Source organism: Halodurantibacterium daqingense (assembly GCF_042666235.1).
Taxonomy (GTDB): Bacteria; Pseudomonadota; Alphaproteobacteria; order Rhodobacterales; family Rhodobacteraceae; genus Halodurantibacterium; species Halodurantibacterium daqingensis.
The window spans coordinates 243,674-266,612 of sequence record NZ_JBHTFQ010000003.1; the positions used below are offsets into that span (position 1 = coordinate 243,674).

The following is a 22,939-nucleotide window of genomic DNA, read 5'->3' on the forward strand; positions in this document are numbered from 1 at the left end:
TAAATGACGGCCAGTGCCGCCTTAGCTCAGTAGGTTAGAGCACCAGATTGTGGATCTGGGGGTCCCCCGTTCGAGCCGGGGAGGCGGTACCATGAAGTCGGCCCGTGCTGACTTTCTCGCCCCGCGCGTGCAAGTCTTCTACGTCGCGATTCCTCCCCTACCTGCGCGCGCGTTTTTCAGATCGACCAGGCGGAGTTCGCCGGAGTCTGCGGAGGAGGGGCACCGAGGATCGTCGTCACCGAGTGCAGGCACCGCCGTCATTCGCTGCGGATGTCATAATCCTCCGTGACATGGCCGCCGATATCGGCCGGCATCGTGAAGCGCGAAACTCTCCACGTTGATCAGCTTCGCATCATGCTGAGGTGTAAGCGTTTCCTGCCTCCTACCTTCCGGCTCTCATCCTGATCGGGTTTTTTGAACCTTGGTGATTGTTGGAATGGATTTTCTCCACGGAGACTACATTGGAGGTTCTCCCGGTTGGCGGTCGCGGCCGTCGTAACCGGAAGTGACCTGATGAGGTGAAGGCCCGGATCGTGGCGGAGACGCTGACGCCGGGTTTGACGGTGAATGCTGTCGGGCGTCATGGTGTTCCGGCGAACCACGTTTCGGTCTGGCGCACGCTGGCGCGGAAAGGGCGGCTGGAGTCGCATCGCATCGCTCATCGAGACCTGCAAGACTAACGGCATAGAGCCCTTCGCCTATCTGAAGGCTACCCTCACGGCGATCGCCGCCGGCCATCCACAAGGCCGCCTCGACGACCTGCTGCCCTGGAACTTCAAGCCGTCAAGCTAAGCCGACAGTGGGGGCCAGCGACCGCTTACGCTGAGGTCAGCCTCGCCGCTGATGAAACCTGTCCTCTCGACCGCATCGAAGCGCACAGGGGATTTCATCGATCCAGCACATGCCGTACGGGGCCCGACGCCGGCGCTGGCGCGTTCGCGAGGGAAGATCGGTGCTATCGCCGGCATGCCGCACGGGCTTGGTGCGCGCCCCTTTTCTCGGCTTGGAGGGCGCGTGGTGCCCGCCTTCGCGCAGCTTCTGCACCCCGGTCCCCTTCGCAACCGCGACAGGATCAATCCTCTGTCGAGGGTGGCACCCTCACTTCCGTAAGGGCGCGGTCGATCAGGTCAAGCCCGGCACCTGGACGATGTGCGCCTTCCGACAGAATGCGGCGCCAGCTGCGTGCGCCGGGACGCCCTGCGAAAAGGCCAAGCATGTGGCGCGTGACGGCATGAAGGCGGCCGCCCCTGGCAAGGTGGTCGGCAATATAGGGCCGCATCGCTTCAAGTGCGGCAAAGGCGCCCGGCCCAGGGGCAGCGCCGAAGATCCGCTCGTCGGCCTCGGCCAGGACAGAGGCGGGGGCGTGATAGGCGGCGCGCCCGATCATCACGCCGTCAAGTCCCTCGGCCAGCAGCGCCTCGGCGCTTTCAAGCGTGGCGACGCCGCCGTTGATCGAGATATGCAGATCCGGGAAGGCGCGCTTCATCGCGATCACCAGCGGGTAGTCAAGCGGCGGGATATCGCGGTTTTCCTTGGGGCTCAGCCCTTGCAGCCAGGCCTTGCGGGCGTGAATGATGACTCTGCGCACGCCTGCGGCACGCACAGTGTCGAGGAAGGTGGGCAATGCCTCCTCGGGCCTCTGATCATCGACGCCGATCCGGCATTTGACAGTGACCTCGGCCTCGCCCGCCGCTTCCTGCATGGCACGGACGCAGTCCGCAACGAGGGCGGGGCGTTCCATCAGAACCGCACCGAAGCAGCCCGATTGCACGCGATCCGAGGGGCATCCGACATTGAGATTGTATTCGTCATAGCCCCAGTCGCGCGCGATCTGCACCGCGCGAAGCAGCTCGTCCGGGTCTGACCCTCCAAGTTGAAGTGCCACAGGATGCTCGGCCGCATCGTGATCCAGCAGCTTGCTGCGGTCGCCGTGCAGAATGGCGGGTGCCGTCACCATTTCGGTGTAAAGCAGCGCCTGCCGTGACAGAAGGCGGTGCAGATAACGGCAGTGGCGGTCGGTCCAGTCCATCATGGGGGCCACCGAAAGCCGCGCAGCCGAAGCGGCCCGGGGGCGGGAGACAGGGAGATCGTGTTCGGGCATGGCGGCGGGTCCGGCGGGTTACTGCTGCGCCCATGGCGCCTGTGCGGCCCTAGCATATCTGCCCGCCGGGTGAAAGAAGGGCAGGTCCGGTGCGGGAGAGGGCCGGGGTTCTTTGACGTCCGCGTTGCGGCACGCTATCTGGCCGGCGTGGCGCGGAAATGCCGCGAGGACAAGGGGGGGCCATGACGATCCGATTTGCACTTCTTGGGGCGGGCCGCATCGGTCAGGTTCATGCGAAGGCAATCACCGGCACCGCCGGCGCAAGCCTCGTGGCCGTGGCCGAGCCGCATCTTCCGCTGGCAGAAGGCATCCGTGACCGTCACGGTGCCGAGATCCGCAGCCTTGAGGAGATCGCCGCTGCCGATGATATCGATGCGGTGGTCCTGTGCACGCCTACCGACACACATGCCGACCAGATCGAGTTCTTCGCCCGCGCCGGCAAGGCCATCTTCTGCGAGAAACCGGTGGATCTGAGCCTTGATCGGGTGCGGGCCTGTCTTGAGGTGGTGCGCGCAACGGGGGCCCGGCTGATGGTGGGCTTCAACCGCCGCTTCGATCCGCATTTTCAGGCGGTGCGCGCCGCCATCGATGCAGGCCGTATTGGCGCGGTCGAGATGGTCAGCATCACCTCGCGCGATCCCGGGCCACCGCCGGCGGATTACATTCGGGCGTCGGGCGGCATATTCCGCGACATGACGATCCATGATTTCGACATGGCGCGCTTTCTTCTGGGTGAAGACATCGAGACGGTCTTTGCAACGGCTTCGGTTCTGATCGATCCGGCGATTGCTGCGCTGGGCGATCATGACAGCGCCAGCCTGATCCTGACCACGGCGACGGGACGCCAATGCCTCATCTCGAACTCTCGTCGGGCGACCTATGGCTATGACCAGCGGATCGAGGTGCACGGCGCAGCGGGCATGATCGCCGCCGAAAACCAGCGGCCGGTTTCGATCGAGCTTGCCAATGGCGACGGATTCACGCGTCCGCCGCTGCACGATTTCTTCATGACCCGTTACACCGCGGCCTATGCGGCCGAGATTGCCGCCTTCATTGCTGCATTGCGTGCCGGAGAGGATCCGAAGCCGGGAGGCGAGGAAGGGCTGGCCGCGCTTGCGCTTGCCGAGGCGGCGCTGCGGTCCGTAGCCGAGAAACGCGCGGTGCGTGTGGACGAGATCCTCTAGAGATCCCGCACCGGACGGTGGCCGGGCGCCACACAGGAATATCCCGCCGGCCCCTTGCAGGGGTCTCCGGGCACAACTAAGACTCTGGTAAGTATTCAGGCGTTAGACAGACGAACCAACATCAGGCAGGCGCATTCCATGAGAGACCCGATCGACACCTACATGAACACGCTCGTCCCCATGGTGGTCGAGCAGACGAGCCGCGGCGAGCGCGCCTATGACATCTTCTCGCGCCTTCTGAAGGAGCGGATCATTTTCCTGTCGGGCCCGGTGCATGACGGGATGTCGTCACTGATCGTGGCGCAGCTTCTGCACCTCGAGGCCGAGAATCCGTCCAAGGAGATCTCGATGTATATCAACAGCCCCGGCGGTGTCGTGACCTCGGGCCTGTCGATCTATGACACGATGCAGTATATCCGCCCGAAGGTTTCGACCCTCGTGGTCGGGCAGGCGGCGTCGATGGGTTCGCTTCTGCTGGCGGCAGGTGAAAAGGGCATGCGCTTTTCGCTGCCCAACAGCCGGATCATGGTGCACCAGCCCTCGGGCGGTTTCCAGGGCCAGGCGACCGACATCGCGCTGCATGCCAAGGAGATTCTCGAGCTCAAGGAGCGGCTGAACAGGATCTACGTGAAGCACACCGGTCAGCCGCTGGAAAAGGTCGAGGACGCGCTGGAACGGGACAACTTCATGACCGCGGAAAAGGCCAAGGAATGGGGCCTGATCGACGAGATCGTCGAGAGCCGGGGCAAAATGGACGACACGTCAAAGTGATAGCGGCGACTGTGGCGGATGTGCCGCAGAGACCAATTTGGCGTTGTGAACAACGGGGGGCTGCCCTAGTCTTTAGGGAAGGGCAGTCCGAAGACGGCCTCCGGGCCCCCGACGGCGAAAGACGAGCCGCAGAGGTAACACATGGCGAACAATTCCGGCAGCGACAGCAAGAATACCCTCTACTGCTCCTTCTGCGGCAAAAGCCAGCATGAGGTGCGCAAGCTGATCGCGGGGCCGACCGTGTTCATCTGTGATGAATGCGTCGAACTGTGCATGGACATCATTCGGGAGGAGACCAAGACCTCTGGCCTGAAGGCGACCGACGGAGTTCCGACCCCGCGTGACATCTGCAAGGTTCTTGATGACTATGTGATCGGTCAGGCCCACGCCAAGCGGGTGCTGTCGGTTGCGGTCCACAACCACTACAAGCGGCTCAATCACTCCGGCAAGTCCGGCGATATCGAGCTTTCCAAGTCGAACATCCTGCTGATCGGGCCCACCGGCTGCGGCAAGACGCTGCTCGCGCAGACGCTGGCACGGATCCTTGACGTGCCCTTCACGATGGCCGACGCAACAACGCTGACCGAGGCCGGGTATGTGGGCGAGGATGTGGAAAACATCATCCTCAAGCTGCTTCAGGCCAGCGAATACAACGTCGAACGTGCGCAGCGCGGCATCGTCTATATCGACGAGGTCGACAAGATCACTCGCAAGTCCGACAATCCGTCGATCACCCGCGACGTGTCGGGCGAGGGCGTGCAGCAGGCGCTTCTGAAGATCATGGAGGGCACGGTTGCCTCGGTGCCACCGCAGGGCGGGCGCAAGCATCCGCAGCAGGAGTTCCTGCAGGTCGATACGACGAATATCCTTTTCATCTGCGGCGGCGCCTTCGCGGGGCTCGAGCGGATCATCGGCCAGCGCAACAAGGGCTCGGCCATGGGCTTTGGCGCGGACGTCAAGGACAAGGACAGCCGCGGCGTGGGCGAGCTTTTCAAGGAACTGGAGCCCGAGGATCTGCTCAAGTTCGGCCTGATCCCGGAATTCGTCGGACGTCTGCCGGTGATCGCGACGCTGACCGACCTTGATGAGGATGCGCTCGTCACCATCCTGACCGAGCCGAAGAATGCGCTGGTCAAGCAGTATCAGCGCCTGTTCGATATCGAAGGGGTAAAGCTCACCTTCACCGATGACGCGCTACGCGCAATCGCCAAGCGCGCGATCAAGCGCAAGACTGGCGCGCGGGGGCTGCGGTCAATCATGGAGGACATCCTGCTGGACACCATGTTCGAGCTGCCCGGCATGGACAGCGTCGAAGAAGTTGTCGTGAACGAGGAGGCCGTGAACTCCGAGGTCAAGCCGCTTCTGATCTATGCCGAGCGCAAGGGTGAGCCTGCAACGGCGGGCTGAGATTTCGGGCGGCAGACAAGATCTGCCGCCCTTTGTCTTTCCGCAATTCGCTGGACCTCGCTTCGCTCCTCGGTCATATGAAAGCGGCGCGGCCGCGCGTTATCCGGAGGCTTTCATGCAGTTTCTCAAGCGACTCCTCACGTGGTGGAACAGCCAGACGCTGGGGACACAGATCTTCACCTGGCGCAACGGTATCCGCGTGGGCGAGGATGAGCAGGGCAATATCTTCTATCGTAATGCCGATGGCACCAAGCGCTGGGTGATCTACAACGGCGAATCCGAGGCAAGCCGGGTGTCGCCCGACTGGCACGGATGGCTGCATCACACCTGGGATGAGCCGCCGACCGAGGCGCCACTGGTCCACAAGCCCTGGCAGAAGCCGCATCAGGAAAACCTGACCGGATCGGCCGATGCCTATGCGCCCTCGGGCTCGATCCGCCGCGCTGCGCCGGAACCGCGCCGGGATTACGAGGCCTGGCAGCCGGAGTAGAGGAATGACCCGTGCCCGTCTTGCCCGCGCCATTGCGCTGAGCCTGGCGCTCTGTGCCAGCAGCGGCGCGGCTGCACAAGAGGTCCTGCCGGGCCAGGGGGCGGTTGTCCGCTGGCTTGACAAGGTCTCGGGTGCGGCGGTCGATGTTGAACTGCAACCCGGAATCGAGGCGACGCAGGGCCGTCTCATCATCCTTCTGACCGAATGCCGCTATCCGGCCGAGGATCCTTCCTCGAATGCCTTCGCCTATCTGACGGTCTATGATCAGCTCTATCCCGATGCGGCAGTTTTCGAGGGCTGGATGATCGCGGACAGCCCGGCGCTCAATGCGATGGATCATTCGCGCTACGACCTCTGGCTGTTGCGCTGTATCACATCCTGAGCCGCGGGGATTTCGCCCGTGACGAAGTCGGCCTCGCGCTGCAAGGCCCGCGCAAGGCGGCGGCGATAGGCGGCGCGTGGAATCTCGATTGCCCCAAGGCTTGCGAGATGCGGGGTCAGGAACTGGGTGTCGAAGAGCGTGAATCCTGCTGTTCGCAACCGGTCCACCAGATAGGCCAGCGCGATCTTCGATGCATCCCGCTGGCGCGAGAACATGCTTTCTCCGAAAAACGCCGTTCCGAGCGTGACGCCATAGACGCCACCCGCCAGCATCCCGTCCTCCCAGACCTCCAGAGAATGCGCGTGCCCTGTGCGGTGGAGCGCCAGATACATGTCGCGGATCGGGCGGTTGATCCATGTCTCCGGACGTTCCGCGCAGGCGTCGATTACAGCGCCAAAGTCGCCGTTGATCCGGATCTCATGGGCACCACGCAGCATCCGGCGCCGCAGTGACCGCGAGATATGAAAGCCGTCCAGGGGAAAGATGCCGCGATGATGGGGATCCATCCAGAACACCTCGTCCGAGGTGCGCGATTCGGCCATCGGAAAGATGCCCGAGGCATAGGCCCCAAGCAGCATGTCGGGAGTGATCAGCAGCGGCACCATCAAGGCGTCTCGTGCAGGCCGCGGGGCGGAGCCCGGCGCACCGGGCCCCCCAAAGGCATCAGCCAAGATTCTCGGACAGCCACTTTTCCAGCCAGTGGATGTTGTAATCGCCGTTCAGGATGTCGGGCTCTTCCAGCAGCGCATGGAAAAGCGGCACCGTTGTCTCGACACCATCGACGATCAGTTCGCCCAGGGCACGTTTCAACCGGGCAAGCGCCTCGGGCCGGTCGCGGCCATGCACGATCAGCTTGCCGATGAGGCTGTCGTAATAGGGCGGGATGCGATAGCCGCCATAAAGCGCCGAATCCATCCGGACGCCCAGCCCTCCGGGGGCGTGGAACACGTTAACCATCCCCGGGCAGGGCGCGAAGTTTGGCAGCTTTTCGGCGTTGATCCGGACTTCGATCGCGTGGCCGTTCAGAACCAGATCATCCTGACCGAAGGACATCGGCAGGCCACAGGCCACCCGGATCTGTTCGCGCACCAGATCGACACCGAAGATCGCCTCGGTCACCGGGTGTTCCACCTGCAGGCGGGTGTTCATCTCGATGAAGTAGAACTCGCCGTCCTCGAACAGGAACTCGATGGTGCCGGCGCCGCGGTAGCCGATGCGCGCGACGGCGTCGGCGCAGGTCTTGCCGATGCGGGCGCGGGTCTCGGCGTCGATGGCGGGGCCGGGGGCCTCTTCGAACACCTTCTGGTGGCGGCGCTGCAACGAACAATCCCGCTCACCCAGGTGAACGGCGCTGCCCTTGCCATCTCCGAACACCTGGATCTCGATATGGCGCGGCCGGCCGAGGTATTTCTCGATATAGACCTCGTCATTGCCGAAGGCAGCCTTTGCTTCGGCACGGGCGGTGCGGAAGGCATTTTCCAGATCCTCGGCGGTGCGGGCCAGCTTCATGCCGCGTCCACCGCCGCCGGCCGTTGCCTTGATGATGACGGGATAGCCGATTTCTTCCGCCACACGACGGGCGCTGTCCATGTCCGGCACGCCGCCATCGGAGCCGGGAACGCAGGGCACCCCAAGTGCCTTCATCGTTTCCTTGGCGGTGATCTTGTCGCCCATCATCCGGATATGCTCGGCCGAGGGGCCGATGAAGGTGATGTCGTGATCCTCGACAATCTGAACGAAATTGGCGTTCTCCGACAGGAAGCCATAGCCGGGGTGGATGGCTTCGGCGCCGGTGATCTCGCAGGCCGAGATGATGGCCGGGACGGACAGGTAGCTGTCGGACGAGGCCGGCGGGCCGATACAGATCGCCTCATCTGCCATGCGCACATGCATTGCGTCGCTATCGGCGGTGGAATGGACGGCGACCGATTTGATCCCCATCTCGCGGCAGGCCCGGATGACGCGAAGCGCGATCTCGCCGCGGTTGGCGATCAGGATCTTGTCAAACATTCTGGTGCCTTACTCGATGATCATCAGGGGCGCGCCATATTCCACGGCGCTGCCATCGGCGACGAGGATCCGGCGCACGGTGCCGGCGCGGGGGGCCGGGATGTGGTTCATCGTCTTCATGGCCTCGATGATCATCAGCGTCTGACCTTCCCGGACCGTGGCGCCGACGCTGACAAAGGCATCCGCGCCGGGTTCGGGCGCCAGATAGGCCGTGCCTACCATGGGCGAGGTCACCGCGCCCGGGTGTTGCGCCGGATCACTGTCGGCGGCCGGTGCGCTTGCCCCGCTGGCTGCGGCAGGCGCCGAAGCCGGTGCGGCGACGGCAGGAGAGGCGCTGACCGATGTGGTGACAACATTCGTCTGCTTGGAGACCCGGACGTTCAGGCTGTCGTTTTCGCCGTATTCACGTTTGACGGAAAGCTCGGTGAGATCGTTCTTGTTGAGAAGTTCCGCCAGGGCCTGAATGAAGGCGACGTCTTCGGTGTTGCGGTCTTTTGTCATGCCGTCCTCGAATGGTCTGATGGCCGGACTGCCGGGCAGCCGGACCAAAGCTCTGCCGCTTATACGTCAGCAGGGCAGAGGTGAAAAGCGCCCTTTCAGCGCCTCCTGGGCAAGGCAGGCCACCCGCCAGGGCCGCTGCGGTCATTTTTCGGGCATCTGCCCTGCGAGAGAGCCGGATTTGCGCGCAGCTTCCGGAATTCATCCGGAGTAGAAATTTACCGTTTGATAAAAAAATGGCCCTGTGGCAGCGTTTTCAAAAAAGGAACAACCAACCAACGGGAGAAACCGACCTTGACCAACAGCCAGCTGACCCCCGGCGTGGTGCCGGGTCGCCTGCCAGCCGAAACCATCGCCCGCAATTTCTCGGATCTGGAGCCTCGGCTTGATCCGCACGAGGCGCGGGTGGCAGCCGATCGGTGCTATTTCTGTCACGATGCGCCCTGCATGACAGCCTGCCCTACCACGATCGACATCCCGCTGTTCATTCGCCAGATTGCCACGGGCACGCCCGAAGCGGCGGCGCGCACGATCTTTGACCAGAACATCCTGGGCGGCATGTGCGCCCGGGTCTGCCCGACCGAACAGTTGTGCGAGGAGGCCTGTGTGCGCGAGGCCGCCGAAGGCAAGCCGGTTGAAATCGGGCGCCTGCAACGTTTTGCGACCGACACGCTGATGGCGCGCGGCGTGCATCCCTATGTGCGGGCCGAGCCGACGGGGCGGCATGTCGCGGTCGTGGGCGCGGGGCCTGCGGGCCTTGCCTGCGCGCATCGGCTGGCCATGAAGGGCCATGACGTCACCATCTATGACGCCCGCCCCAAGGCCGGGGGGCTGAACGAATACGGAATCGCGGCCTACAAGGCTGCCGGGCGTTTTGCCCAGGAGGAAGTGGCGTGGCTTCTGTCGATCGGTGGCATCGTGCTGCGCAACGGCATGGCCCTTGGCCGTGACATCAGCCTCGAGACGCTGCGGGCCGAACATGACGCGGTTTTTCTCGCTGTCGGGCTGGCTGGTGTGAACGCATTGGGGGTCGAGGGTGAAGACAAGGGCGAGGTGCGCAGCGCCGTCGATTTCATCGCCGATCTTCGGCAGGCCGAGGACAAGACACTGTTGCCTGTGGGCCGCGATGTGGTGGTGATCGGGGGGGGCATGACGGCCATTGATGCGGCGGTGCAGTCCAGGCTTCTGGGCGCCGAGAATGTCACCATCGTCTATCGGCGCAGTCAGGACCGGATGAGCGCCTCGCGTCATGAACAGGAACATGCGCAGGTGACCGGCGTGCGGATCATCTGCAACGCGGTGCCGCTGCGCGTGATCGGCAACGGCGCAGTGCGCGAGGTCGAATTCGCCTATACCCATGACAGCGGCGCGGGGCTGACCATCGGGAACGAGACGTTCCGCCTGAAGGCCGATCAGCTCTTCAAGGCCATCGGCCAGACGCTGGAGGGCGGGGCCGAGGGGCTTGCGATCGAGGGTGGCAAGATCGCCGTCACCGGCGCCGGCCGCACCACCCTGCCGGGCGTCTGGGCGGGGGGCGACTGCGCGCGGGGCGGCGACGACCTGACCGTGACTGCCGTGGCCGAGGGCCGCGACGCCGCCGAGGACATCCACGCCGCGCTTACCGCCTGACACAAAGGTCTCCGGGCCAACCGGGGGCGCATCCGACATCAGGGAGACCAGCATCATGGCCAATCTCGCGACCGATTTCATCGGCATCAAGTCACCGAACCCGTTCTGGCTGGCCTCGGCCCCGCCGACGGACAAGGAATACAATGTCCGCCGCGCCTATGAGGCCGGCTGGGGCGGCGTCGTCTGGAAAACGCTGGGCGCCGAAGGGCCCCCCGTCGTCAACGTCAATGGTCCCCGTTACGGCGCGGTCTGGGGCGCGGACCGGCGGCTTCTGGGCCTCAACAACATCGAACTGATCACCGACCGCCCGCTGGAGGTGAACCTGCGCGAGATCAAGTCGGTCAAGCGCGACTATCCGGACCGGGCGCTGATCGTCAGCCTCATGGTGCCCTGCGACGAGGAAAGCTGGAAGGCGATCCTGAAACATGTCGAAGATACCGGCGCGGACGGGGTCGAGCTTAACTTCGGGTGCCCGCATGGCATGGCCGAACGCGGCATGGGCAGCGCCGTGGGGCAGGTGCCGGAATACATCGAGATGGTGACGCGCTGGGTCAAGCAGCACAGCCGCATGCCCTGCATCGTCAAGCTGACCCCCAACATCACCGATATTCGCAAACCGGCCGAGGCCGCAAAGCGGGGCGGTGCCGATGCGGTGAGCCTGATCAACACGATCAACTCGATCACCGGCGTGAACCTCGACAGTTTCAGCCCCGAGCCGATGATCGACGGCAAGGGCACCCATGGCGGCTATTGCGGGCCGGCGGTCAAGCCGATTGCGCTGAACATGGTGGCCGAGATCGCCCGCAGCGCCGAGACGCGCGGCATCCCCATTTCCGGCATCGGTGGTGTCACCACCTGGCGCGACGCGGCCGAGTTCATGGCGCTGGGCGCCGGCAACGTGCAGGTCTGCACCGCCGCCATGACCTATGGCTTCAAGGTGGTGCAGGAAATGATCTCGGGCCTGTCGCAGTGGATGGACGAAAAGGGCATCACCTCGGTTCAGGAGGTCGTCGGCCGGGCGGTGCCGAATGTGACTGACTGGCAGTATCTGAACCTGAACTATGTGACCAAGGCGCGGATCGATCAGGACCTGTGTATCAAATGCGGCCGCTGCTATGCCGCCTGCGAGGATACGAGCCATCAGGCCATTGCCATCAACCCCGGCCGGGTGTTCGAGGTGAAGGACGACGAATGCGTCGCCTGCAACCTCTGCGTCAATGTCTGTCCGGTGGAGAACTGCATCACGATGGAGCAGCTTCTGCCCGGCACCGCCGATCCGCGCACCGGTCGCGTGGTCGAAGCGCGGCCGCAGGACTGGACGATGCACCCCAACAACCCCATGGCCCGTGCTGCGGAATAGTCGGCATTCTGGCGGCGGTTCTGGCCGCCGCCGGATTCACCGCGGCGACTGGGCGGGGGCAAGAAGACGGCGGAACAAGGTCTGCAGATGGGCCTCGGCCCCGGCGATCGGATCTGTCGTGTCGCCAAGGATCAGCCGCACCTGAATGTCGAAATCGGCGTAATGCTGGGTTGTGGCCCAGATGGTGAAGACAAGATGATGCGGATCCACCGGCGCGATCCGTCCCGCGGCGACCCAGTTGGCGATGATCTTCGCCTTTTCGTCCACAAGGGGCTTGAGTTCGGCAAGGATCGCCTCGTGCATTCGCGGGGCACCCTGAAGGATCTCGTTCGCGAACAGTCTGCTTTCGCGCGGAAAGTCCCGGCTCATGCCCAGTTTGCGCCGCACATAGGCCAGAAGCTCGGTGACCGGGTCGCCATCGGGATCAAGATCGCGCAGCGGGTCAAGCCAGGTGTCCATCAAACCGGTCAGAAGCGCGACATGGATCGCCTCTTTCGAGGGGAAGTAGTAAAGCAGGTTCGGCTTGGACAGGCCCGCACCCTCGGCGATCTGGTCAAGCGTCGCGCCGCGGAATCCGTGCTGCGAGAACACATCGAGCGCCGCATCCAGGATCGCCTTGCGGTTCTTGCGCTGGATGCGCGTGCGGCTTCTCGGGGCTGGGGTGGTGGCGCTTGTGGGTTGCGAGGGAGGCATGGCATTCCTGTCGTTCTTGGTCGCGTATCCCGCCCGCTTTGGCGGCAAAGTTCAAGCCCCGCCCCGGTCGGTGCAGCGCCTGTTCGTTCATCGCCTGAAAAACGGGCAGGTGCCGAATGCCCATTGCAAAGCGCGGATCTCTCGCCTTGACTGGGTATCGCGCTCTGTTAGCCTGAGATTGACCATTTGGTCAAATATGTAAGCAACCCGCGCCGCCGGCGCACGGCAGCGGAACATGGGGGATCGCCAGATGGCGCTCGATCGCAATGCAGTCCCGAACGATCTGAATGCGTTCTGGATGCCCTTTACCGCCAATCGTCAGTTCAAGAAGGCGCCGCGGATGTTCGTGGCGGCGGAAGGCATGCACTATACAACCGCCGACGGGCGGCAGGTGCTGGACGGGACCGCCGGTCTCTGGTGCTGCAATGCCGGGCACAAACGGCCCCGGATCGTCGAGGCGATCCAGAAACAGGCGGCCGAGCTGGATTATGCCCCGGCCTTCCAGATGGGCCATCCCAAGGCGTTCGAGCTGGCAAACCGCATCATCGACATCGCGCCCAAGGGGATCGAGCATGTGTTCTACACCAACTCGGGGTCGGAGTCGGTGGAAACCGCACTGAAACTGGCCATCGCCTACCACCGGGCGCGGGGCGAGGGAACGCGCACGCGGCTGATCGGGCGCGAACGCGGCTATCACGGGGTGAACTTCGGCGGCATTTCCGTCGGCGGGATCGTCAACAACCGCAAGTTCTTCGGCACGCTTCTGGCCGGTGTCGATCATCTGCCGCATACGCATCTGCCGGAAAACGCCTTCACCAAGGGCCAGCCCGAACACGGCGCGCATCTGGCCGACGATCTGGAGCGGATCATCGCGCTGCACGGCCCGGAAACGGTCGCCGCTGTGATTGTTGAGCCGATGGCCGGATCGACCGGCGTGCTGCTGCCGCCCAAGGGGTATCTTGAAAAGCTGCGCGCCATCACGAAAAAGCACGGCATCCTGCTGATTTTTGACGAGGTCATCACCGGTTTCGGCCGGTTGGGCAGTGCCTTTGCCGCGCAGCATTACGACGTGCTGCCCGACATGATGACGACAGCGAAGGGCCTCACGAATGGCGTCATCCCGATGGGGGCGGTTCTGACCACGGCCGAGGTGCATGATGCTTTCATGCAAGGCCCTGAACACATGATCGAGCTGTTCCACGGCTACACCTATTCCGGCAACCCGATTGCGGCGGCCTGCGGCATCGCCACGCTGGAAACCTACCGCGAGGAAGGGTTGTTTGAACGCGCGGCCGAACTCGCCCCCTATTGGCAAGAGGCGATCCACAGCCTGAAGGGCCTGCCGCATGTGATCGACATCCGCAACGAAGGCCTGATCGGCGCGGTGGAACTGCAACCCATCGCAGGCGAGCCGACCAAGCGCGCCTTCCAGGCCTTCCTCGACTGCTATGACAAGGGGGTGCTGATCCGCACCACCGGGGACATCATCGCCATGTCGCCACCGCTGATCATCGAGAAGGAGCATATCGACCAGCTCATCGGCACCTTGGGCGACGTGCTCAGGAAACTGGCCTGACAAGGCCCGGAAGGGCGGCACCAAGACCGCCCCCCGAACGACCAACAGAGAGAGTGACCATGCCAGCACCCGCTGAGAACATGAAGATCAATGCTGACCGGCTGTGGGACAGCCTGATGGAGATGGCCAAGATCGGCCCCGGCCTTGCCGGCGGCAACAACCGCCAGACCCTGACCGATGCCGATGCCGAGGGGCGGGCGCTGTTCCAGCGGTGGTGCGAGGATGCGGGCTGCACCATGGGCGTCGATCAGATGGGAACAATGTTCGCCACCCGCGCCGGCACCGATCCTGACGCGCTGCCGGTCTATGTCGGCAGTCATCTGGATACCCAGCCCACGGGCGGCAAGTATGACGGGGTTCTGGGGGTTCTTGGCGGGTTGGAACTGATCCGCAGCCTCAACGACATGGGTATTCGCACCCGGCACCCCATCGTCGTCACCAACTGGACCAACGAGGAGGGCACCCGCTTCGCGCCGGCCATGCTGGCCTCAGGGGTATTCGTGGGGCTGCATGACCTCGACTGGGCCTATGATCGTGTCGATGCCGAGGGTAAACGCTTTGGCGACGAACTGGCCCGCATCGGCTGGAAGGGCGACGAGGCCGTCGGTGCCCGCAAGATGAAGGCCTTTTTCGAGCTGCATATCGAACAGGGCCCGATCCTGGAAGCCGAGGGCAAGGATATCGGCATCGTCACCCACGGGCAGGGGCTCTGGTGGCTTGAAATCACCCTCACGGGCAAGGACGCCCATACCGGCTCGACCCCGATGAACATGCGCGTCAACGCGGGGCTGGGCATGGCGCGGATCACCGAGCTTGTGCACAAGATCGCGATGGATCACCAGCCCGATGCGGTAGGCGCGGTGGGGCAGGCCAATGTCTATCCCAACAGCCGCAACGTGATCCCGGGCCGGGCGGTGTTCACCGTGGACTTCCGTTCGCCCGATCAGGCGAAGCTGGACGGCATGAAAGCCCGGCTGGAAACCGAGGCCCGCAAGATCGCCGAGGACATGGGCCTTGGCTTCGACATGCAGGTGACGGGCCATTTCGATCCGGTCACCTTCGATGATGCCTGTGTCGATGCCCTGCGCCGCGCGGCCGAACGCTTTGGCTACAGCCACCGCGACATCGTTTCAGGGGCCGGGCACGATGCCTGCTGGATCAACCGGGTGGCGCCGACCGCCATGGTCATGTGCCCCTGCGTCGACGGGCTCAGCCATAACGAGGCGGAAGAGATCACGAAGGACTGGGCCGCCGCCGGCGCCAATGTCCTGCTACATGCCGTGCTGGAGACGGCCGAAATCGTCGAATGAGGCAAGGCGGGATCAACCCGCCTGCAGTGTCAAACAGGGAGCTTGCAGATGACGACTGTCATCAAGAACGGGACCATCGTCACCGCCGATCTGACCTACAAGGCGGATGTGCTGGTCGAGGGGGGCAGGATCGCGAAGATCGGGCAGGGGCTTTCCGGCGACAAGGTGCTGGACGCCACCGGTTGCTATGTGATGCCCGGCGGGATCGACCCGCATACCCATCTGGAAATGCCCTTCATGGGGACCTATTCCGCCGATGATTTCGACAGCGGCACCCGGGCGGCGCTGGCCGGCGGCACGACGATGGTGATCGACTTTGCCTTGCCCGCTCCTGGGCAGGGCCTTCTGGACGCGCTTTCGATGTGGCACAACAAGTCCACTCGTGCGCATTGCGATTATTCCTATCACATGGCGATCACCTGGTGGTCGGAGCAGGTCTTTGACGAGATGAAGGAGGTGGTGGATCGGGGCATCACCAGCTTCAAGCATTTCATGGCCTACAAGGGCGCGCTCATGGTCAATGACGATGAGCTGTTCGCGAGCTTCCGCCGCTGCGCCGAACTGGGCGCGCTGCCGATGGTCCATGCGGAAAACGGTGACGTGGTGGCCGAGCTTTCCGCCCGCCTTCTGGCCGAGGGCAACCGCGGGCCAGAGGCCCATGCCTATTCCCGTCCGCCGCAGGTCGAAGGCGAGGCGACGAACCGCGCCATCATGATTGCCGATATGGCGGGCGTGCCGCTTTACGTCGTCCATACAAGCTGCGAGGAAAGCCACGAAGCGATCCGCCGCGCCCGGATGCAGGGCAAACGGGTCTATGGAGAGCCGCTGATCCAGCACCTCACGCTGGACGAATCCGAGTATTTCAACGCTGACTGGGACCATGCCGCCCGCCGCGTGATGTCGCCGCCCTTCCGTAGCAAGCAGCACCAGGACAGCCTTTGGGCCGGGCTTTCGGCAGGCTCGCTTCAGGTGGTCGCGACGGATCATTGCGCCTTCACCACCGATCAGAAACGGTTCGGCAAGGGGGATTTCACAAAGATCCCGAACGGCACCGGCGGGCTGGAGGATCGGCTGCCGATGCTCTGGACCCACGGGGTGAATACGGGACGGATCACGATGAACGAATTCGTAGCCGTGACCTCTACCAATGTCGCCAAGATCATGGGGATGTATCCGCGCAAGGGGGCGGTGCTGGAAGGGGCCGATGCCGATCTGGTCGTCTGGGACCCGCAGGCGGAAAAGACAATCAGCGCCAGCCGCCAGCAATCCGCCATCGACTACAACGTGTTCGAGGGGCAGAAGGTCAAGGGCCTGCCCCGCTTCACCCTGACCCGTGGCCATGTCGCCGTGACCGAGGGCGCGATGAGCAGCAAGGAAGGCCACGGCGAGTTCATCGCCCGCGAGCCGAACGGCCCGGTCAACCGGGCGCTCAGCCAGTGGAAGGAACTGACGGCGCCGCGTCCCGTGGAACGCAGCGGCATCCCGGCGAGCGGTGTCTGATGTCAGATGCAGTGATCGAGGCGCGCGGCCTCGGGCTGACCTTCCAGACCAATGATGGGCCGGTCCACGCGCTCAAGGACGTGAACCTGACGATCGGCAAGGGCGAGTTCGTGAGCTTCATCGGTCCGTCGGGCTGTGGCAAGACGACCTTCCTGCGCGCCGTGGCGGCGCTGGAACACCCGACCGAAGGCAGCCTGACCGTCAACGGCATGACCCCCGATGCGGCCCGCCAGGCCCGCGCCTATGGCTATGTGTTTCAGGCGGCGGGGCTTTATCCGTGGCGGACCATCGCGGGCAACATCAGGCTGCCGCTGGAGATCATGGGCTTTGACCGCGCCGAACAGGCGGCGCGGGTGGAACGGGTTCTCGAACTGGTGGAACTGAAGGGCTTTGGCAACAAGTTCCCGTGGCAGCTCTCGGGCGGGATGCAGCAGCGCGCCAGCATCGCCCGCGCGCTGGCCTTCGATGCCGACATCCTGCTGATGGACGAACCCTTTGGTGCGCTGGACGAAATCGTGCGCGACCATCTGAATGAACAGCTTCTGGCGCTTTGGGCGCGCACCGGCAAGACGATCGGCTTTGTGACCCATTCGATCCCCGAGGCGGTGTATCTGAGCACGAAGATCGTCGTCATGTCGCCCCGCCCCGGCCGCATCACCGATGTGATCGAAAGCCCACTGCCGCGCGAACGCCCGCTCGACATCCGCGACACGCCGGAATTCATCGAGGTGGCGCACCGGGTCCGCGAAGGGCTGCGTGCGGGGCATGGTCATGACTGAGGGGCGAACTCCGAAGGCCAGCCATGGTCCTGTCGCGGTCCCGCCGTGCAAGGCCGGGACTGCCCATCGATGGATCGACGCGGCCGGCTGGCTGGCTCGGCTCAACAAGCCGACGGGTTCCGAAACGACGCGCGGCCTCCACCGGCCGAGAGCCGGCCGGGGCTTCATGGCCAAGGATGCAGGGACAGGGGGTTCCGTCAGGATCACTTGCGAAGGGCCGATTGCAGAGATCCGTGCCGATGCCCCAAAGCGGGAGCAGGGGCTGGGCAGCCGCCTCAGGCCAATTCGGGATGTGCGTCATTGGACGGGACGCGCCCCGGATGCACCTGCGCCGGGATTGCCTCTCTGCACGGGGGTCTGGTTCTGCGGCCGCGCTGCATGGCATTCCGACCTTCCGGTTGCAGGTCCGGGGCGGAGGCATGCCCATGCGTAACACCCTGCCGGTTCTGACTGTCGTCATGGCCATCATCGTGATCTGGTATGCGGGCGCGGTGTGGATGAACGCGCAATGGACGCGGGATCAGGCTGCGCGGGCGGGGCAGGAGGTCACGTTCTCCGACATCCTGCGCGATACACTTGCCCAGGATCGTCCGGTGCTGCCCGCGCCGCATCAGGTGGTGGTCGAGCTCTGGAACTCGACCGTGGTCGAGGAACTTACCTCTCGGCGCGGCATCGTGCAGTCGGGGACACTGTCGAACCGCAGCCTGATCTATCACGGTTGGATTACGCTTTCGGCGACGCTGCTTGGCTTTGCAATCGGGTCCGGGCTGGGAATTCTTCTCGCGGTGGGGATCGTGCACAATCGTGCGATGGACCTTTCGGTCATGCCCTGGGCCATTGCCAGTCAGACGATCCCCATCCTTGCCATTGCGCCGATGATCATCGTGGTGCTGAATTCGGTGGGGATTTCCGGGCTGCTGCCCAAGGCGATCATCTCGGCCTATCTGTCGTTCTTCCCGGTGGTGGTGGGCATGGTGAAGGGGCTGCGTGCGCCGGACCACATGCAGCTTGATCTGATGAAGACCTACAGCGCCAGTCAGCCGCAGGTGTTCTGGAAGCTGCGGCTGCCGTCGTCGATGCCTTACCTGTTTGCCTCGCTCAAGGTCGGGATCGCGGCGTCGCTTGTCGGGGCGATCGTGGGCGAATTGCCGACCGGCGCGGTGGCTGGGCTGGGGGCGCGGCTTCTGGCCGGCAGCTATTACGGGCAGACGGTGCAGATCTGGGCGGCGTTGATCGGGGCTGCGGTTCTGGCCGGGCTGATGGTTGGTGCAATCGGCTGGTTGCAACGTCTGACCCTGCGCCGCATGGGAATGGCACGATGAGCGCGGCAGGAAACGCTCAGGCGCTGGGCCTGGTGATCGCCGTGGTTCTGGCGCTGGCGCTGGATGCGCCCGTTGCGGCGGCGCTGGCACTGGCGCTGCTTGCGGCGTTGGGCCTTGCCCGCGACTGGCTTCAATTCGCGTGGCGGGCACCCATTGCCGGGGTGCTGCTGGTTCTGGCGGCAATGTGGGTTCTGGCGGCGGCCGACGGTTCGGCGGGTTCCGGATACTGGGCTGCGGTCGCCGGGGTCTGGCTGGGCGCATGGATGCTGGTGTCATGGATCGCCGAACGTTCGACCGCGGGGAGGGCGCTGCGCCTGGCCGCGCCGGTGATCTTCGGCCTGACGCTCTTGTGGCTGTGGGAGGCGGCGGTGACCGGCGCCGGCGTGCCGCGCGTGATCCTGCCCGCGCCGTCGGCGATTGCCGCGCGCTTTGCCACCAGCACCAGCATCCTCTGGGTGGATTTTGTCCAGACCTTTGTCAAGGGCGCGCTGAGCGGCTATGCCATCGGCTGCGGGGCTGCCATCATCACCGCCGTGTTGATCGACCGTTCGCCCTTCCTCACGCGCGGGCTGCTGCCGGTGGGCAACTTCGTCGCGGCCCTGCCCATCATCGGCATCGCCCCGATCCTTGTGATGTGGTTCGGCTTTGACTGGCAGTCGAAGGCGGCCGTGGTTGTGGTGATGGTGTTCTTCCCCGTGCTTGTGAACACGGTCGAGGGGTTGCGGGCCGCCGATGCGATGCAGCGCGACCTGATGCATACCTATTCCGCCAGCTACTGGCAGGCCCTGATCAAGCTGCGTCTGCCGGCCGCGATGCCCTTCATCTTCAACGGGCTGAAGATTTCGACGACGCTGGCGCTGATCGGGGCGATTGTTGCCGAATTTTTCGGCAGCCCGATCCGCGGCATGGGTTTTCGCATCTCGACCGAGGTGGGGCGGCTGGGGCTTGATATGGTCTGGGCAGAGATAACGGTCGCGGCCCTAGCGGGCTCGGCCTTCTACGGGCTTGTCTCGGTGATCGAACGGCGGGTGACATTCTGGCACCCGTCTCAGCGGGGCCGTGGATAAGGATAACAACACGGAGGTAAGAAGAATGAAGAAGCTGATGACGAGCGCGCTGGCCCTGACCGGCCTTGCAGGTGCGGCGCAGGCGGCGGATGACTTCACGCTGCAGCTCAAATGGGTCACGCAGGCCCAGTTCGCGGGCTATTACGTGGCGCTTGAGAACGGGTTCTACGAAGAAGAGGACCTGAACGTCACGATCAAGCCGGGCGGCCCGGATATCGCGCCGCCGCAGGTGATTGCCGGTGGTGGTGCTGACGCCATCGTGGAATGGATGCCGGCGGCACTTGCCGCGCGCGAAGCGGGGCTGCCGCTGGTCAACGTTGCGCAGCCCTTCAAGTCATCGGGGATGATGCTGACCTGCCTGCGTGAAAGCGGCATCACCAGCCCGGATGATTTTCCTGGCCGCACCCTCGGCGTCTGGTTCTTCGGCAACGAATACCCGTTCCTGAGCTGGATGAGCACGCTCGGCATTCCCACGGACGGCAGCGAGGGCGGTGTCACCGTGCTCAAGCAGGGGTTCAACGTCGATCCGCTTCTGCAGCGTCAGGCCGACTGCATCTCGACGATGACCTATAATGAGTACTGGCAGGTCATCGACGCGGGCATCTCGGAGGACGATCTGATTACCTTCAAGTACGAGGATCAGGGGGTGGCGACGCTGGAGGACGGGCTCTACGTTCTTGAGGATCGTCTGGGCGACGCGGAATTCGAGGACCGTCTGGTCCGCTTTGTCCGCGCCAGCATGCGCGGCTGGAAATGGGCCGAGGAAAACCCCGAAGAGGCCGCGATGATCGTCTTGGACTATGATGATACCGGCGCGCAGACCGAAGGCCATCAGATCCGCATGATGACGGAGGTTGCCAAGCTGACCGCCGGATCGAACGGTGCCCTCGACGTGGAGGATTACGAACGGACCGTGGCAACCCTGCTGGGCGGCGGGTCCGATCCGGTGATCTCGGCGGAACCCGAAGGCGCCTACACCCTTGCCATCACCGACGCGGCCCTTGCAGACTAGAGGACCTGTCCTGCCACGCCGTCGGCCGCAAACCCTTGGCGTGGCGTGAAAAGCCTGTAAACTGCCCTGGCGCGTATGACGCGCGCCGGGGGGGACGATGCCGCGCAATGCGCTGACGGGAACGCGGATCCGCGAACGGCGGGTGCTGATCGGCATGCGCCAGGCCGAACTGGCCCGCGCCGCCGGTATATCCGCATCCTATCTCAACCTCATCGAGCATAACCGCCGCCGGGTGGGCGAGGCGCATCTGGCGGCCCTTGCACATGCGCTGGGGGTCGAACCGGCGGCGCTGATTGAAGGGGCCGAGGCCGCGCTGCTGGAGGGGCTGCGCGGGGCGGCGGCCTCGGCCAACCGCGCCCCGTTCCCCGAGCTTGACCGGATCGAGGAGTTCGTCGGCCGCTTTCCGGGCTGGTCGGCGCTTCTGGCGGCGCAATATGCGCGCATGATCGCGCTTGAACAGACGGTCGAGCGGCTGACCGACCGCATGACCCATGACCCGCATCTGTCCTCCTCGCTGCACGAGGTGCTTTCGGCGGTGACGTCGGTGCGCTCGACCGCGGCCATCCTGGCCGAAACCGAGGATATAGATCCCGACTGGCGTGCGCGCTTCCACCGGAACCTGCAGGCGGATACCGAACGGCTGGCCGCAGGGGCCGAGGCTCTTGTGGCGTATCTCGATGCATCGGCCGAGGAAGAGACCGGCCTTGCTGCCCCGCAGGAAGAGCTTGAACAATGGCTTGCGGCCCAAGGCTATCACATCGCGGCGTTGGAGCGCGCGCAGCCGCCGGCGCCCGACGCGCTGATCGCCGCGGCGGGGGAACTGGCGAGCACCTCGGCACGAGCGCTGGCACGTGATCACCTGCATCGGTATCTGGCGGATGCGCGCGCGATGCCGTTGGCGGCGTTCCGGGCGGCGCTGGTGCAGGAAGGCCCCGATCCGGGGCGGCTTGCCCTGCGGTTCGGCACCGATCTGCCTGCGGTCTTCCGTCGGCTTGCGAGCCTTCCGAACGAAGATGGCGCCATGGGCCTGGTAAGCTGCGATGCCTCGGGGACGTTGACGTTCCGCAAGGCGATCGAGGGCTTTCCACTGCCCCGCTTCGGCGCAGCCTGTCCTCTCTGGCCGCTGTATCAGGCGCTGTCGCGCCCCATGACGCCGATCCGGGCGACCGTGGAAATGGCCGGGCGGGTTCCTCGCCGCTTTCTGACCTTCGCATTCTGCCAACCGTCGCATCCGGGTGGCTTCGACGGGCCGCAGGTCCTGCAGGCACTGATGCTGATCCTGCCGGCTCCGGGCACCGAGGCTGCCCCGGCGCAGGCGGTGGGCAGCAGTTGCAGGATCTGCCCCAGGATCGGATGCCCGGCCCGCCGCGAGCCCTCGCTTGTTGCAGAAGGATAGGCCACTGGGGTTTTGACACCGCTGCAGAAACTGTCGATAGTTACCAGGGCCGGGAGGAGACGGTCGAAGGGGGAAAATGGACAAGCATGTCCTTCTGATCGAGGATGAGCCGAACATCATCGAGGCGATCCGCTTCATCCTGTCGCGCGAAGGCTGGCAGGTCAGCAGCCATGCCGACGGCACAACGGCGCTTGCCCGGATCCGCGATGCCGCGCCCGATCTCATCATCCTGGACGTGATGCTGCCGGGGCAAAGTGGCTTCGACATCCTGCACGATCTGCGCAGCGATGCGGGGCTCGCGGCGCTGCCCGTGCTGATGCTGACCGCCAAGGGCCAGCCGCGTGACCGTGATCTGGCCGAGCGCTATGGCGCGAGCCGGTTCATGACCAAGCCTTTCTCGAACGCCGAGATGCTTGAGGCCGTGCGCCAGCTGCTGGGGCAGGGGGCCTGAG

The 22,939-nt window shown here is 64.5% G+C and carries 22 protein-coding genes, 1 tRNA gene and 1 pseudogene; 19 read left to right on the plus strand and 5 right to left on the minus strand.

Annotated features, from left to right (window positions below):
* The first annotated feature begins 15 nt into the window (after positions 1-15).
* The 3 genes and pseudogenes from ACFQXB_RS07365 to ACFQXB_RS07375 form a co-directional block, all read left to right on the plus strand.
* Positions 16-92: transfer RNA gene (locus ACFQXB_RS07365), tRNA-His, on the plus strand.
* A gap of 471 nt (positions 93-563) precedes the next feature.
* Positions 564-680, plus strand: coding sequence for a hypothetical protein (locus ACFQXB_RS07370; protein WP_377401873.1), 117 nt, complete (start codon positions 564-566; stop codon positions 678-680).
* Positions 640-792 (plus strand): annotated as a pseudogene (locus tag ACFQXB_RS07375) (transposase domain-containing protein); the annotation flags it as partial. The gene ACFQXB_RS07370 and the pseudogene ACFQXB_RS07375, both read left to right, overlap by 41 nt.
* A gap of 280 nt (positions 793-1,072) precedes the next feature.
* Here the strand turns inward: ACFQXB_RS07375 and dusA are convergent.
* Positions 1,073-2,032, minus strand: coding sequence for a tRNA dihydrouridine(20/20a) synthase DusA (gene dusA / locus ACFQXB_RS07380; protein ID WP_377401452.1), 960 nt, complete (start codon positions 2,030-2,032; stop codon positions 1,073-1,075).
* 251 nt (positions 2,033-2,283) lie between these two features.
* Here dusA and iolG point away from each other — a divergent pair, with 251 nt between their 5' ends.
* From iolG to ACFQXB_RS07405, 5 genes are all read left to right on the plus strand, one after another.
* Complete coding sequence (iolG, locus tag ACFQXB_RS07385) at positions 2,284-3,285, plus strand: inositol 2-dehydrogenase (protein WP_377401455.1); 1,002 nt, start codon at positions 2,284-2,286, stop codon at positions 3,283-3,285.
* Positions 3,286-3,423: 138 nt separating this feature from the next.
* Positions 3,424-4,056, plus strand: coding sequence for an ATP-dependent Clp endopeptidase proteolytic subunit ClpP (gene clpP / locus ACFQXB_RS07390; RefSeq protein WP_377401458.1), 633 nt, complete (start codon positions 3,424-3,426; stop codon positions 4,054-4,056).
* A 141-nt stretch (positions 4,057-4,197) separates the two neighbouring features.
* Positions 4,198-5,463: an ATP-dependent Clp protease ATP-binding subunit ClpX gene (gene clpX / locus ACFQXB_RS07395; RefSeq protein WP_377401461.1), complete on the plus strand. Its 1,266-nt coding sequence runs from the start codon at positions 4,198-4,200 to the stop codon at positions 5,461-5,463.
* Between the two features lie 115 nt (positions 5,464-5,578).
* The gene (locus tag ACFQXB_RS07400; RefSeq protein ID WP_377401464.1) at positions 5,579-5,953 is read left to right on the plus strand and encodes an NADH:ubiquinone oxidoreductase subunit NDUFA12; all 375 of its coding nucleotides are present in this window, start codon (positions 5,579-5,581) and stop codon (positions 5,951-5,953) included.
* A gap of 4 nt (positions 5,954-5,957) precedes the next feature.
* On the plus strand, positions 5,958-6,335 hold the full coding sequence (locus ACFQXB_RS07405) for a DUF2155 domain-containing protein (protein WP_377401467.1): 378 nt from the start codon (positions 5,958-5,960) through the stop codon (positions 6,333-6,335).
* On the opposite strand, the gene aat is transcribed toward ACFQXB_RS07405, so the two are convergent.
* The 3 genes from aat to accB all read right to left on the minus strand — a co-directional run bounded on the left by aat (position 6,299) and on the right by accB (position 8,846).
* Positions 6,299-6,931: a leucyl/phenylalanyl-tRNA--protein transferase gene (aat, locus tag ACFQXB_RS07410; RefSeq protein WP_377401876.1), complete on the minus strand. Its 633-nt coding sequence runs from the start codon at positions 6,929-6,931 to the stop codon at positions 6,299-6,301. The two genes, ACFQXB_RS07405 and aat, sit on opposite strands and share 37 nt — an antisense overlap.
* A gap of 67 nt (positions 6,932-6,998) precedes the next feature.
* Positions 6,999-8,345: an acetyl-CoA carboxylase biotin carboxylase subunit gene (gene accC, locus ACFQXB_RS07415; protein WP_377401470.1), complete on the minus strand. Its 1,347-nt coding sequence runs from the start codon at positions 8,343-8,345 to the stop codon at positions 6,999-7,001.
* A 9-nt stretch (positions 8,346-8,354) separates the two neighbouring features.
* Positions 8,355-8,846, minus strand: coding sequence for an acetyl-CoA carboxylase biotin carboxyl carrier protein (accB, locus tag ACFQXB_RS07420; RefSeq protein WP_377401473.1), 492 nt, complete (start codon positions 8,844-8,846; stop codon positions 8,355-8,357).
* Between the two features lie 291 nt (positions 8,847-9,137).
* Between accB and ACFQXB_RS07425 the strand changes: the two genes are divergently transcribed.
* Positions 9,138-10,472 carry an NAD(P)-dependent oxidoreductase gene (locus tag ACFQXB_RS07425; protein ID WP_377401476.1) on the plus strand — a complete coding sequence of 445 codons (1,335 nt, stop codon included), beginning with the start codon at positions 9,138-9,140 and terminating at the stop codon, positions 10,470-10,472.
* Positions 10,473-10,527: 55 nt separating this feature from the next.
* Positions 10,528-11,832 carry an NAD-dependent dihydropyrimidine dehydrogenase subunit PreA gene (preA, locus tag ACFQXB_RS07430; RefSeq protein ID WP_377401479.1) on the plus strand — a complete coding sequence of 435 codons (1,305 nt, stop codon included), beginning with the start codon at positions 10,528-10,530 and terminating at the stop codon, positions 11,830-11,832.
* A gap of 36 nt (positions 11,833-11,868) precedes the next feature.
* Here preA and ACFQXB_RS07435 read toward each other — a convergent pair whose 3' ends face one another.
* Positions 11,869-12,525 carry a TetR family transcriptional regulator C-terminal domain-containing protein gene (locus ACFQXB_RS07435; RefSeq protein ID WP_377401482.1) on the minus strand — a complete coding sequence of 219 codons (657 nt, stop codon included), beginning with the start codon at positions 12,523-12,525 and terminating at the stop codon, positions 11,869-11,871.
* 250 nt (positions 12,526-12,775) lie between these two features.
* Here ACFQXB_RS07435 and ACFQXB_RS07440 point away from each other — a divergent pair, with 250 nt between their 5' ends.
* The 9 genes from ACFQXB_RS07440 (at position 12,776) to ACFQXB_RS07480 (ending at position 22,938) form a co-directional block, all read left to right on the plus strand.
* Positions 12,776-14,101 (plus strand): aspartate aminotransferase family protein, encoded by a 1,326-nt coding sequence (locus ACFQXB_RS07440; RefSeq protein WP_377401485.1) that lies wholly within the window; start codon positions 12,776-12,778, stop codon positions 14,099-14,101.
* 59 nt (positions 14,102-14,160) lie between these two features.
* Positions 14,161-15,411, plus strand: coding sequence for a Zn-dependent hydrolase (locus ACFQXB_RS07445; RefSeq protein ID WP_377401488.1), 1,251 nt, complete (start codon positions 14,161-14,163; stop codon positions 15,409-15,411).
* Between the two features lie 48 nt (positions 15,412-15,459).
* Complete coding sequence (gene hydA, locus ACFQXB_RS07450) at positions 15,460-16,911, plus strand: dihydropyrimidinase (protein WP_377401491.1); 1,452 nt, start codon at positions 15,460-15,462, stop codon at positions 16,909-16,911.
* Positions 16,911-17,690: an ABC transporter ATP-binding protein gene (locus tag ACFQXB_RS07455; protein WP_377401494.1), complete on the plus strand. Its 780-nt coding sequence runs from the start codon at positions 16,911-16,913 to the stop codon at positions 17,688-17,690. The genes hydA and ACFQXB_RS07455 overlap by 1 nt, the downstream gene beginning before the upstream one ends.
* 425 nt (positions 17,691-18,115) lie before the next feature.
* Positions 18,116-19,012 (plus strand): ABC transporter permease, encoded by an 897-nt coding sequence (locus tag ACFQXB_RS07460; RefSeq protein WP_377401497.1) that lies wholly within the window; start codon positions 18,116-18,118, stop codon positions 19,010-19,012.
* A 263-nt stretch (positions 19,013-19,275) separates the two neighbouring features.
* Complete coding sequence (locus ACFQXB_RS07465) at positions 19,276-20,079, plus strand: ABC transporter permease (protein ID WP_377401879.1); 804 nt, start codon at positions 19,276-19,278, stop codon at positions 20,077-20,079.
* Between the two features lie 25 nt (positions 20,080-20,104).
* Positions 20,105-21,091: an ABC transporter substrate-binding protein gene (locus tag ACFQXB_RS07470; protein WP_377401500.1), complete on the plus strand. Its 987-nt coding sequence runs from the start codon at positions 20,105-20,107 to the stop codon at positions 21,089-21,091.
* A 97-nt stretch (positions 21,092-21,188) separates the two neighbouring features.
* Positions 21,189-22,487, plus strand: coding sequence for a short-chain fatty acyl-CoA regulator family protein (locus ACFQXB_RS07475; RefSeq protein WP_377401503.1), 1,299 nt, complete (start codon positions 21,189-21,191; stop codon positions 22,485-22,487).
* Between the two features lie 76 nt (positions 22,488-22,563).
* Positions 22,564-22,938, plus strand: a complete 375-nt coding sequence (locus ACFQXB_RS07480; RefSeq protein WP_377401506.1) for a response regulator transcription factor — start codon at positions 22,564-22,566, stop codon at positions 22,936-22,938.
* The last annotated feature ends 1 nt before the right edge of the window (position 22,939 follow it).